This is a genomic window from Streptomyces sp. D2-8, assembly GCF_023184515.1.
Lineage (GTDB): Bacteria > Actinomycetota > Actinomycetes > Streptomycetales > Streptomycetaceae > Streptomyces.
On sequence record NZ_JAAHBP010000017.1, the window covers coordinates 23,938 to 36,433 of the forward strand.

General features: G+C 69.6%; 9 protein-coding genes, 1 tRNA gene and 1 pseudogene. 4 read left to right on the forward strand and 7 right to left on the reverse strand.

Features of this window, described 5'->3' with window-relative positions; genetic code table 11:
- Positions 1-73: 73 nt before the first annotated feature.
- Positions 74-1,387: a peptidoglycan-binding protein gene (locus G3I77_RS26395; protein WP_248507743.1), complete on the reverse strand. Its 1,314-nt coding sequence runs from the start codon at positions 1,385-1,387 to the stop codon at positions 74-76.
- A 199-nt stretch (positions 1,388-1,586) separates the two neighbouring features.
- On the opposite strand from G3I77_RS26395, the gene G3I77_RS26400 reads away from it, so the two are divergent.
- The 4 genes from G3I77_RS26400 (at position 1,587) to G3I77_RS26415 (ending at position 6,724) form a co-directional block, all read left to right on the forward strand.
- Positions 1,587-1,660 (forward strand) — tRNA-Lys (locus G3I77_RS26400).
- An 87-nt stretch (positions 1,661-1,747) separates the two neighbouring features.
- Positions 1,748-2,461, forward strand: a complete 714-nt coding sequence (locus tag G3I77_RS26405; RefSeq protein ID WP_248507745.1) for a FadR/GntR family transcriptional regulator — start codon at positions 1,748-1,750, stop codon at positions 2,459-2,461.
- A 325-nt stretch (positions 2,462-2,786) separates the two neighbouring features.
- Positions 2,787-4,787 carry a glycosyltransferase family 2 protein gene (locus tag G3I77_RS26410; protein ID WP_248507747.1) on the forward strand — a complete coding sequence of 667 codons (2,001 nt, stop codon included), beginning with the start codon at positions 2,787-2,789 and terminating at the stop codon, positions 4,785-4,787.
- On the forward strand, positions 4,784-6,724 hold the full coding sequence (locus G3I77_RS26415) for a kelch motif-containing protein (protein WP_248507749.1): 1,941 nt from the start codon (positions 4,784-4,786) through the stop codon (positions 6,722-6,724). Before G3I77_RS26410 ends, G3I77_RS26415 begins: the two co-directional genes overlap by 4 nt.
- Positions 6,725-6,785: 61 nt before the next feature.
- Here G3I77_RS26415 and G3I77_RS26420 read toward each other — a convergent pair whose 3' ends face one another.
- The 6 genes and pseudogenes from G3I77_RS26420 to G3I77_RS26445 all read right to left on the reverse strand — a co-directional run bounded on the left by G3I77_RS26420 (position 6,786) and on the right by G3I77_RS26445 (position 12,408).
- A complete protein-coding gene (locus G3I77_RS26420; RefSeq protein ID WP_248507751.1) occupies positions 6,786-7,820 on the reverse strand; it encodes a glycoside hydrolase family 6 protein in 1,035 nt (344 codons plus the stop codon).
- A gap of 560 nt (positions 7,821-8,380) precedes the next feature.
- Complete coding sequence (locus tag G3I77_RS26425) at positions 8,381-8,887, reverse strand: hypothetical protein (protein ID WP_248507753.1); 507 nt, start codon at positions 8,885-8,887, stop codon at positions 8,381-8,383.
- Positions 8,888-9,049: 162 nt separating this feature from the next.
- Positions 9,050-9,326 (reverse strand): annotated as a pseudogene (locus G3I77_RS26430) (transposase); the annotation flags it as partial.
- A 375-nt stretch (positions 9,327-9,701) separates the two neighbouring features.
- Positions 9,702-10,853, reverse strand: coding sequence for an SMI1/KNR4 family protein (locus G3I77_RS26435; RefSeq protein WP_248507755.1), 1,152 nt, complete (start codon positions 10,851-10,853; stop codon positions 9,702-9,704).
- Positions 10,854-11,065: 212 nt separating this feature from the next.
- On the reverse strand, positions 11,066-11,743 hold the full coding sequence (locus tag G3I77_RS26440; RefSeq protein WP_248507757.1) for a class F sortase: 678 nt from the start codon (positions 11,741-11,743) through the stop codon (positions 11,066-11,068).
- 2 nt (positions 11,744-11,745) lie between these two features.
- Positions 11,746-12,408: a hypothetical protein gene (locus G3I77_RS26445; RefSeq protein WP_248507759.1), complete on the reverse strand. Its 663-nt coding sequence runs from the start codon at positions 12,406-12,408 to the stop codon at positions 11,746-11,748.
- Positions 12,409-12,496: the final 88 nt, after the last annotated feature.

A 12,496-nucleotide genomic window follows, 5' to 3' on the forward strand; every position in this document is an offset into this window, starting at 1 on the left:
GGTGCAAGGCCCGCGCGAGGGGCCCGACCGGGAATTCGAGGCCCGCCCGAAGGGGGCCGGGGGGCCGAGGGCCCTACGAGAAGAGGCGCCGCCAGGTCTCCGGCCCCGGGTAGCCGTCCGCCGCGCCGCCCCGCCAGCCCTGGGTGCGCTGGAAGGCCTCGACGGCGCGCCGGTCCGCCTCGCTCCAGCGCGGCCCCGGCCCGACCCGGTAGAACCTGCCGAACCCCTTCCGCACGAGCTGCCTGCCGAGCCGGGTGATGTAGGTGTTGGAGGCGCCGGGGCGGAACATCGCCCGCCCCGGGTAGCCGGGGACGCCGTGGGAGGCGGGCGGCGGGCCGACCGCGCCGCCCTTGACGTCCTTGCCCTCGCCGGTGACCAGCAGCTCCCAGGTGCGGGGGCCGGGCAGCCCGTCGGCGTCCGCGCCGGTCCAGCCCTGGGCCAGCTGGAAGGCCCGGGTCGCCCGCCGGTCGGCATCCGTCCAGCGCGGCCCCGGACCCGACGCGTACGAGCCGCCGGCCCCGCGGGCGACGAGCATGCGGCCGAGCAGCGTGACGTACCTGTTGTTCGCGCCGGGGCCGAAATACGCCGCTCCCGGGTACGGCGTGGCGGCCGGGGCGCCCGGCGTGCCGCTGGCCGGTTCGGTGACCGGCTCCGCCGGGGTGACGCCCTTGTAGCGGTAGGGCACGTAGCGGGCGGAGTTGTTCCAGTAGGCGTACGGGGTGGACTGCCGGCGGGCGTGCGGGCGGGCCTGTTCGTAGGCGGTGTAGTGGGTGTGCGTCTGGTCCGTCCAGCCGCCGAAAATGGTGACGTGCGAGCCGTTCTCGGGGTCGGACGCATTGTGGAAAAGGAGAATGTCGCCCGGTTGGAGTTCCTCCTTGGAAATCTTCTCCGCGTACTGGGCGAGGCTGCCCGTCCATTCGTTTCCGGGCAGCTGCCAGGCCATCGAGACATAGCCGGAGCAGTCCTGCCGGTATCCGTCGGACCAGTAGGCGCTCATGCTGTACGGCACCTTCGCGGCGACCCAGGTCTTGGCCCGGTTGATGATCTCCGTGCGGGTGATGGCGGTGGGCTTGGGGGCGACGGACGGCTTCGCCGGACCGCCGCCGGGGCCGTGCAGCGGGGCCGTGACGCCCTGGGGGGTGTCGGGCTCGTCACCTGCGGGGACGCCCGGGCGGTGGGGTGCGTATGGGGCGGCCGCGGCCGGTACGGCGTGGCCCGCACCGAGCGCGGCGGAGGCCACGGCGGCCAGGGCGAGAGCCCGGTGCGCGGCCGGGTGGGCGCTGGTGCGGCCGGCCCAGGAATGCGGCAGGGCGCGGCGCCAGTGGACGCAGCCGGGGCAGTCGCAGTCGCTCGCGGGGTCGATTTCCTCGAATACCGGAGACTCCATGCGATTCCCCTCACACTCCCGGCGGAAAATGCGGCCCCCGTGCATCGGAAGGCGCGCGTCGTCAGTTTCGCAACTGTCTTCCGCACGCGCATGCTGACGGTCCGAATGATGTACGCGGACGCCTTCCGGGGGGACCGTCCGGGGCGGGCGGGTGGTCGGGAGCACCTCGCGACGTCCTGTAGAGTGACGACGTCAGCGCGCGCCGCTAGCTCAGTTGGTTAGAGCAGCTGACTCTTAATCAGCGGGTCCGGGGTTCGAGTCCCTGGCGGCGCACCGACCGGAAGGCCCCTCGCGGAAGCGAGGGGCCTTCCGTTTGTCTTTGCACGTCCGCGCGACGGCTTGGCCGGATACCCTCTCGCCATGGCAGCGCGCGACCTACAGGAGCGGATCAAGAAGCTCATCATCGACCGCCGGCTGGCCTCCGGGGCCCCGCTGCCGACCGAGCCCGAGCTGATGGAGTACCTCGGCGCGAGCCGGAACTCGGTGCGGGAGGCACTCAAGGCGCTCCAGGCGATGGGCATCGTGGAGATCCGGCACGGCTTCGGCACCTACGTCGGCCCGATGTCCCTGGCCCCGATGATCGAGGGCCTCGCCTTCCGCACGGTCGCCGGGCACTACCGGGGCGAGGACTCCCTGCTCCAGCTGCTGGAGCTGAGGGAGGCGGTGGAGAGGGGGCTCGTGTCCCGGCTCGCCGGCCGGATGCCCGAAACGGACCTCGTTGAACTGGACGCGCTCGTCGACCGTATGGAAGAGCAGGCCGCGCGGGGAGCCGGCCTCGCCGACACCGACCGGGCCTTCCACGCCACCCTCTACCGGGGGCTGGACAACGTGCTGCTGTGCGAGGTCCTGGAGGCTTTCTGGGACGCCTTCCACCGGGTCCGCACGGACCTCGGGGGCGAGCCGCAGGACCCGAAGGTGACCTGCCGGCAGCACCGGGAGATCCTCGACGCGGTGCGGTCCGGCGACTCGATGCGGGCGGAGGAGGCCATAAGGGAGCACTTCGGCAACATCCGCGCCCGCCTGTCCACAGCGGCTCCACAGGGCCCCCACACTCGCCACAATGAACGCGTATGACCGGTAAACACCGCGTTTCGCATCTTGCGATCATGATGGACGCCGTAGAACCCTGGCTTTCTGGTTTTTCAAGATGCTGCGATTTCGTGGCAGTTGGGGGGATTCGGAGCCGGTTGGGCGCCGGGCGGGGGTAGGGGCCCCGTTCATGGAGCGATGTCGTGGGGGGCATCATGCAACCGGAAGGTCGCGTTGCCGTGTCTATAGGGTGTGGATGACGTGGTGACTGCGATCCACCACTGATACGTCTGTGAAGGTCGAGGGGGACCTGCACCAGGCGGTAGGAAGCTACGAAACACGCGGTTGTCCGCGTGTGGGGGGATGACTCATGACGTCGAGGCCCACGGGTGCCCGGCAGGACCACGACCCGTCCCAGACCACTCAGCTCAGGGTGCCCGGACACCGGATGAGCACTACGGGGACGTTCCGGCGGATCAAGAAGACTCTGCCGAGATACGACTACGAGCACTACAGCCGGCTCGCGGGTCCCCTCACCCAGCCGGATCCGAACAAGCCGTACAAGGTGCAGTACCGCTCGCTCATCTCGCAGGAGCCGCACCGCATCCGCGTCGCCCTGATGCTGGCCGCGGCCCCGGTGCTGTCCCTGGTGCTGCTGTTCTGGCTGCTCCAGCCCGAGCACTGGACCGAGCGCGACTACCCGGCCTTCGAGTGGCTGCCCACTCTCGACATGGTCATGCTCGTCTCGATCGGCCTGATCGAGTTCTTCCGCTGCATGAACGTGCTGTCGAACGCGCACGCCACGCTGGTGGCCCGCGACCCGATCCCGGTGGTGCCCGAGACCGGCACCAGAGTGGCCTTCCTCACCTCCTTCGTGCCCGGCAAGGAACCGCTGGAGATGGTGACGAAGACCCTGGAGGCGGCGGTGAAGATCCGCCACCGGGGCCTGATGCACGTGTGGCTGCTCGACGAGGGCGACGACCCCGACGTGAAGGCCGTCTGCGAGCGCCTGGGTGTGCACCACTTCTCCCGCAAGGGCGTCGCGAAGTGGAACCAGGCCAAGGGCCCGCACCGCGCCAAGACCAAGCACGGCAACTACAACGCCTGGCTCGAGGCGCACGGCGACAACTACGACTTCTTCGCCTCGGTCGACACCGACCACGTGCCGCTGCCCAACTACCTGGAGCGGATGCTCGGCTTCTTCCGCGACCCGGACGTCGGCTTCGTCATCGGCCCGCAGGTCTACGGCAACTACGACAACGCCATCACCAAGGCCGCCGAGTCGCAGCAGTTCCTCTTCCACGCGCTGATCCAGCGCGCGGGCAACCGCTACGGCTCCCCGATGTTCGTCGGCACCTCCAACGCCGTGCGCATCAAGGCGCTGAAGCAGATCGGCGGTCTGTACGACTCGATCACCGAGGACATGGCGACCGGCTTCGAGATGCACCGCCACAAGAACCCGGCGACGGGCCGCAAGTGGCGCTCGGTGTACACGCCGGACGTGCTCGCCGTCGGTGAGGGCCCCAGCGCCTGGACGGACTTCTTCACCCAGCAGATGCGCTGGTCGCGAGGGACGTACGAGACGATCATCGGGCAGTACTGGAAGGGCTGGTACTCGCTGCCGCCGAGCAAGCTCTTCAACTACACGATGATGATCATCTTCTACCCGATGTCGGCCCTCAACTGGATCCTGGCGGCGCTGAGCTGCTGCCTGTTCCTGGGCCTGGGCGCCTCGGGTGTGAACATCGACCCGGCGGTCTGGCTGATGCTCTACGGCAACGCCTCCGCCCTGCAGATCGGCCTGTACGTCTGGAACCGCCGGCACAACGTCTCGCCGCACGAGCCGGAGGGCTCCGGCGGTGTGGCCGGCATGGTGATGTCCGCGCTGTCGGCGCCGCTGTACGCGAAGGCGCTGATCGACTCCGTGCTGCGGCGCAAGAGCAAGTTCGTGGTCACGCCCAAGGGCGACTCGGCGAGCCCGGACCGCTGGTTCGGCACCTTCCGCTACCACTGGTACTTCATCCTGATCTTCGCCGCGTCGATCACGGCCGGCTTCGTCTTCGGCCACTCCCACCCCGCGATGATCATCTGGGCGACGTTCGCACTGCTGATCACCGCCTCGCCGGTGTTCGCCTGGCGCTGGCAGCTGCGGCAGGACGCGAAGAAGCCCGGCGCCCACGCCGCGGGACAGCCGCAGGACCCTGCGGGCCCGAACCGGACGCAGCCGCTGCCCATCCCGCAGCAGCCGTCGGGCCACACCCCGCAGCAGAAGCCCACTTGGGCCGCCACCCCGGGCGCACACGGGGAGGTCGGAGAGTCCGACCAGACCATGCAGATCGCCCTTGGTGGACTTGGGGGACGTAAGGAATGAACGACCGTGCAGGCCGCCGCCGGGCCCGTCGACTCGCGATCGGCACGGCGGTGGTACTCGCGCTGGCCGGGATGAACGGGCCGTGGCTCTACCGCTTCAGCACCGAGAAATACCACCAGTACCAAATCAACAAGCCGGAGTACAAAGCCGCGAACGGCAAGTGGGAGATCATCGATTTCCCCGAGGAGTACCGGCAGAACACCATCCACGCGGCGCTGCTGCGCACCGGCAAGGTGCTGCTCGTCGCGGGGTCGGGCAACAACCAGGACAACTTCGACGCGAAGAAGTTCGACACCCGGATCTGGGACCCGGTCAAGGGCACCGTCAAGAAGGTCCCCACGCCGGCCGACCTGTTCTGCACCGGTCACACCCAGCTCGCCAACGGCAACCTGCTCATCGCGGGCGGCACCAAGCGCTACGAGAAGCTCCAGGGTGACGTCACCAAGGCCGGCGGCCTGATGATCGTGCACAACGAGAACCCGGACAAGCCGATCACGCTGCCCGCCGGCACGAAGTTCACGGGTAAGGAGAACGGCAAGACCTTCGTCTCGAAGGACCCGGTGCTGGTGCCGCGCGCCAAGAAGGTCTTCGACAAGGCGACCGGCAGGTTCCTGCGCAACGACCCCGGTCTCGGCCGCATCTACGTCGAGGCACAGAAGCGGGGCAAGAAGCACGAGACGGGCACGCAGGACAACTACCGCGTGCACGGCCTGAAGGGCGCCGACGCCAAGAACACCTACGGCATCGCGCAGAAACTCGCCCTCGACAAGAAGGACTTCCAGGGGATCCGGGACGCCTTCGAGTTCGACCCCGTGGCCGAGAAGTACATCAAGGTCGACCCGATGAAGGAGGCCCGCTGGTACCCGACGCTCACCACCCTGAGCGACGGGAAGATCCTCAGCGTCTCCGGCCTCGACGACATCGGCCAGCTGGTCCCGGGCAAGAACGAGGTCTTCGACCCGAAGACCAAGAAGTGGACCTACACCGGCAAGGTCCGGCAGTTCCCGACCTACCCGGCGCTGTTCCTCATGCAGAACGGCAAGGTCTTCTACTCGGGGTCCAACGCCGGCTACGGGCCGGACAACGTGGGCCGTGAGCCGGGCGTGTGGGACGTGGACACCAACAAGTTCTCGAAGATACCGGGCCTGAGCGACCCCACGCTGATGGAGACGTCCGGCACGGTGCTGCTGCCTCCGGCGCAGGACGAGACGTACATGGTGGTCGGCGGCGGCGGTGTCGGCGAGTCCGAGAAGTCCAGCGAGAAGACCCGGATCGTCGACCTGAAGAAGGCGAACCCGCGCTTCGTGGACGGCCCGTCCATGGACAAGGGCACGCGCTACCCGAACGCCTCGGTGCTGCCCGACGACAGCGTGCTGATATCCGGCGGCTCGGAGGACTACCGCGGCCGCGGCGACTCCAACATCTTCGAGGCGCGGCTGTACGACACGGAGAAGAACGAGCTCAAGCGTGTCGCCGACCCGCTCGTGGGCCGCAACTACCACTCCGGGTCGATCCTGCTGCCCGACGGCCGCGTGATGTTCTTCGGCTCCGACTCGCTCTACGCCGACAAGGCCAACACCAAACCGGGCAAATTCGAGCAGCGCATCGAGATCTACACGCCGCCCTATCTGTACGGCGACGGGGACCGGCCCTCGCTGTCGGGCGGCCCGCAGACCATCGAGCGCGGCGGCACGGGGACGTTCACCTCGTCGGACGCGGCGAAGGTCAAGAAGGTCCGGCTGATACGGCCGAGCGCCGCCACGCATGTCACGGACATCGACCAGCGGTCGATCGCCCTGGACTTCGAGGCGTCCGGCGACCGGCTGACGGTGACCGTGCCGGAGAACCGGAACCTGGTCCAGGCGGGCTGGTACATGATGTTCGTGATGGACGCCCAGGGCACGCCGAGCAAGGCGCAGTGGGTCAAGGTGCCGTAGCGATCGGCGGGAAGGGGCGCTCTCCCGCGGGGAGGGCGCCCCTTTCGTATGGGCCGGTACGTCAGCCGGTGGCCTTCGCCAGCTTCAGGGCGTAGTCCGCCCACCACTGGCCCGCCTTCGGCCCGCCCTTGCACTCGCCGTCCGACTCGCCCGGCCGCTTCACCCACAGGTACGCGTCGACCAGCGGGTCCGCCGTCTTCGTCGTCGGGGTCTCGCCCAGGGAGCGGCCCGGCGGGTTGCACCAGCGCTCGTCGGGGTTGCCGGCGCCGTAGGGGCCCTTGCCGTTGCGGCTGGTGTCGATGACGAAGTGCTTGCCGCCGACCTTGGCGGAGAGCTGCTTGCCGTAGGCGATGGAGTCCTTGGTGGAGTAGAAGTTGGAGACGTTGACCGAGAAGCCGTCGGCCTGTGCGATGCCCGCGCGGTTCAGGGACTCGAAGATCTGGTCGGGGTTCTGCCAGCCGGCGTTGCCCGCGTCCAGGTAGACCTTCGTGTTCTTCAGGGACTTCAGCTTGGTGATCGCGCCCTTGAGGAGGTCGTAGCGCTCCTCGTGGAACTGCTCCGGGGTGCAGCCGTCGACCAGGTGCAGCAGGGCGTCCGGTTCCAGGACGACCGTGGCGGGCCGGTCACCGATGCCCGCGGCGACGCCGTCGAGCCAGTCCCGGTAGGCGTTGCCGTCGGCGGCGCCGCCCTGCGAGTACTGGCCGCAGTCGCGGTGCGGGATGTTGTAGAGGACGAGCAGGGCCGTACGGCCGGCCTTGTCGGCGGCCTCGGTGAAGCCCCGGGTCTGCTCCTGCGGATCGTCCGGGCCGACCCACTCGGCGACCGGCTGCTCGGCGATCTTGCGGATCTGCTCGGCGTCCTGCTTCTTGCCGGACTTCTCCAGGGCGGCGACCTCCCGGGCCGCCGTCCCGTCCGGATTGACCCAGAATGGGGCCTTTTCCTTGGGCTGTTGGGTGATCGTGGCGCCCGCGTCGGGCTCGTCCGATCCGTCTCCTCCATCGGAGGAGGAACACCCCGTGATCAGCAGTGCCGCCCCCAGCACCACTGCGGACATCCGCCTACCGGCGGACGCCCCTGCCCCCCTGCTGCCGTACATCCAACTCCCCCTTGATGCACCGTTCCAAGTCTCAATCCTGACATACGTCCCGCGACACCCACGAGGCGAACCCCACCTGCGCGGATGACGCTGCGCCACCGTATCGGGACGTGGCGTTGCCCAACCTCTGGGCCCGGCCGGCCCTTTGGTTCTACGGCCCCCCAGCGGTGCCCGGCCTCCGGCCAAAGATTCACCCACCGTGGCCCCCGCGGCCTCCCGCGCGGCTCGCCGGGTTACTCCCGCGACCCGTACGCGCGGTCGAGGACCGGCCCGGTCGGCGGCTTCGGGGGAGCGGGTCGTCGACCGGGGTGGGCAGGCGGGCGCGCACGCCGCACTGCCCGCCGTGGCCGAAACCCTGGACGGCTACGCAGGCGGACAACCTGGGGTCCTGGTGCAACGCCTCGCTCGCCACCACCATGCGCCCGCGCACCCCGCGCCGGTGACCACCTTCGCGAGGGAGCCGATCTCGACGAACCTTCCGCGGCATAGTCATGCGAGGTGCGGAGTTCACGCCGGGCGGAGCACCCACTCCGGTACGGCGCGCCGGGGCAACAGCGGGTTCACGGTCGCGCCGAACCGTCCAGCAGCCGCTCCAAGACGGCCTCCCGCTCGTGCGGCTTCTGGTCGGGGCGGAAACCGGCGGACCGCCACCACTCCGTGAGCACCGAGGGGCGCAGCTTGCCCGAGACGAACCGGGATAGAAGCTGGTGAGAGAGCTCGACTTCCCGCTCGGTGTAGGCGGATGCGGCGGCCGAGAGAACGGGGTACTCGCTTCGTGCGCCGGCGTGGGTGACGCACACCGTCATCCCGTGCCCGCTGTCCGGGCCACCGAATCCCACCATGGTCGCCGCCACGTCGATCGCGGTGCGCAGGCCACGCTGGAAGGCCGAGCGGGCGGGGGCGTCGGGCACGGTCACCTGCTCGATGCCGGTCCAGCTCAGCGCGCCGGCCGCCGGTGTGCCGACGGGCGTCAGCCCTTCGTCGGTCAGGCGTATGCCAGTCCCCTCCGCACCGGCCGGGGCGCCGAGCCAGCACCCGTCCCGGTCGATCCAGAAGAGACCTGTCATCGCGCCCCGGCCCGGTGACTCGTCAGGCTGTCCGTTCGGCGCTGTGGTCGGCCTGGTCTGCTCTGCCACTGATCGAACCCATCTTCTCTGCGGTACGCGTGAAGACACGAGTGTTGCCGGTGTGATCGGCCGCGGCGGGTGGGGCGCCCCTCTCCGGCCACACACCCGGCCTACCGCGTCGTCGCGGACCTGGATGTGTTCCAGCAGCTTCGCCCAGGTCCCGTCCACTTCCCAGCGGGCGAACCGCTCGTAGACGGTCTGCCAGGGTCCGTAGGCACTCGGGCAGATCGCGGCACGGAGCCCCGGTCCGCAGCCGCCACAGCACCTCGTTGATCACCTGCCGTCGATCACGCCACGGACGACCACGCCCATCCACTCGCGACAGTAGAGGCTCTACCCGCTCCCACGCCGCATCCATCAACTCACCTCGACCTGCCACAAGATCAATGATCAGGGTGCCCGTGCCCGGACTCCCGCGCGGGGTCCGTGACGAAACGGCTCAGCCGGTAGGTGGTCGGCAGCGTCAGGCGCCCGCACAGTGTGTCGATCCGGATCATCGCCCCGTCGACTCCTGCCTCCCTGAGGCGGCGCAACCGCGTACGCATCTCCGCCTGGTCCGGAGTTTCGACGACTAATTCCCACTGTCCCGCGTCCGGCGCGGTGCGAGCAGCAAGCCGCTGCCGCGCTTCCTCTTGCCGCCGCCTTCTTTTCCCCTGTCCCGGCACCTGCCCAGAATCAGCGGCCGGCGTCAGGACGGCAAGGCAATTGAACCGAGCACGCACATGTGACTGAGCGGGAACCGGAGTCCCTGGGGTCAGTCCTGCTCTTGGGCGTACTGAGCTGCGTACCAACTGGAGTCGATGGCGGGGTTGCGCAGGGTTCCCCAGAATTGTTCGTCAGGTGTCGGCGGCAGTGACGGATTACCCAGATCTGCATGCAGATCCGCACGCCAGTCGACAGTAAGGCGACTCCGGCTCCCCGCGCTCTCGTACACGGATCTGTAAGGCGAGCCCCAGATCCCGTGTGCCATTTTCTCCGCGGCCCACCTACGAGTGTCGTCTCGGTGGGCGTTCGCCTGCACGAGCACCGCGCGTAGTCGCAGGGCCAGCGGGTCGGTCTGGTCCGGCCGTGACGGGGCTTCACCCCGCTCCAACGCGTCCAGGGCTGACTTGATCTCCGGGTACTTGTTCAGGCCCGTTTCGACCGCCAGTCTGCGCAGCTGCTTCCGAGCGGCCTCAGCCACCCGCTCCCGCGGCAGGACCGCGAGCAGTGCACCGAGCTCCTCCAGTCCGTCCAGGTAGCTCGCGTGGAGGAGGTCGGTGGGACTGCAGGAGAGGTCCAGCTCCGGTAGCTGCTCATTCGGTGCAGGAAGAGGATCGTCGGCACTGCCCCACTCCGGGCGGGCCGGCATAGCCCACGCCCAGAGCAGCCGGCCGTTGAACGTAACGACACCAGCATCCCGGCCGCGATCGAGCTGGCCAGCCAGCTCTGCCAGATACCCACCCAGTGAGTCGGCCTTCCCGAAACTGGTGCCGGTCTCGTCGAAGAACCGTCCGATCGCGCCGAAGGAGTCCCGCCCAGTGCGGCAATCGATCACGAGTCCGTCCGACGTTGCCCCATAAGAACCGAACTTCACGTAGCCGTGATGCCAGTAGTCCTCGGCCTCCTCCTCGTCAAGGTCGTCGGCGATGTTGCGCATGAACCTGGTATCCCCGAGGATCCCGCTCACTCCGAGTAGCCGATCGCCCGTGCTGAACCGGAAAGCCTCTGGTCCGTCCAGTGCCCCGTTGTGCCGGAGCAGTGAAGCGACCAGGTCCGGAGGAAAGGTGATACCCAGTTCCTCCTGTGCTGTCGCAATCTCCTCATGCCCTGCGGGCGGCCGGAGCGTGGCGAAAGTGCGAGGCGCGTACTCGCGCAGCCACGCGTCGATGCGGCTCCATGAATCCTGGACCAGGTCTGCTGTCATAGGGCTGACCCTAGAGTCAGCCACTGACAGCTTGATCGTCGCTCACTGGCCTTGACCACCGTGTTTGCCTTCAGTCCGGCCCATTCGAGTGTGACTCTCGCCCCGGCTCACCAGACCTGGCGCCCCACGCTCCGGTCGCCAACTCAGGCGCTCACTCGCCAAGTGCAGCGCTCCTCACAGCGCACGCTCGGTGACCATTTGTCAGACGGGCCCTAGAGGCCCGTCCCCGTCAGGTACGCCGAGACGACCACGTTCGCCGTGTAGCTGCGGGTCGTGCGGTCGAAGCTGCCGCCGCAGGTGACCAGCCGCAGTTCGGCCCGGCCCGACTCACGGGGACCGTAGGCCTGGTGGGCGTCGAAGCGGTCGCGGGTGAGGACCTGGACGGACTCGACGGTGAACTCGGCGACCTTGGCGTCGGCCCGGATCACCCGGATCGTCTGGCCCGGCCGCATGGCACTGACCTTGTAGAAGACGGCGGGCCGGGTGTCGGTGTCGACATGACCGACCATCAGCGCGGTGCCGGGCGCCCCGGGCGCGACCCCGTCGGCGTACCAGCCGACCACGCCCGGCTGGTCGTACGGCGGCGGATCGAGTGCCCCGCGTGCGTCGAGGCCGCGCGCCACCACCGGGGCCTGGACATCGAGCCCGGGGATGTCGAGGCGCTGCGGCGGCGCGTCGCCCAGCGGGCGGTGCTCCGGCGGCAGCTTGACGTCCGGGGGCCGTCCGGCCGCCGCCATGTCGCCCGTGGTGGGGGCGGATATGCCGTGCCGCATCTCGGTGACCTCGCGGCCCCACAGCCACAGCCCGAGCAGCAGCACGACCCAGGCCATGCCGGTCAGCAGGCGGCCGGTGCCGGAGAAGCGTCTCTCAACGTGATCGCGATCCTGCATCGTCAGTCCGTTCCGCGGCCCCGGCGGACACCGCGCACCGCGACGACCACCGCGGCCACCCCTGCGAGCACCAGCCCGGTCACGCCCTGCGCCGTACCGGGACCGGCGCCGCGCTCCTCGGCGGCGACGAGACCGGCGGCACCGCCACCGCCCGCCTGGACGGGGGCGACGGGTGAGGCGAGGGCACTGGGCCGGTGCGCTTCCCCGTCGACGCCGGGAGCGGACGGCTGTCCGCCCTTTCCGGGGGCGGGCGACTGACCACCGGCCCCGGGCACGGGAACGGGCGCGGGCGCGGCGCCGGGAACGGGCGCGGCCCCGGACCGCCCCGCCGCGCCGTCCCGGACGGTGAGCGTGCCGGTCCGTCGCGTGTCACCGCAGGTGACCCGCACGGCGTACGAACCCGCCTCGAGCGTGGAGCGGACGCGGCTCTCGCCGGAGAGCTCGCGTGCGCCGGTGACGGTGAGCCGTGCGTCCGCGACGAACGCCACCGAGGCGGCGACGGCCGTTCGCTGCGCGCAGCCGGTCACGCGGAGCGTGACGTCACTGCCGGGGGCGGGGGTCGCCGGCGTCACCGAGACGCTCCCCGCGTCCGCCGCGTACGCCACCGGGGCGAGGGCGACGACGGCCAGGACGCTCGTACAGACAGTGACTTTCAGGGAACCCATCGTGAACCTCCAGATGCCTGGAGCCTCTCCCGCGCGGTGGGCCGCCGCATCCTCAGGGACGCGGCGGCTGCTCCGCACGGGTGACGAC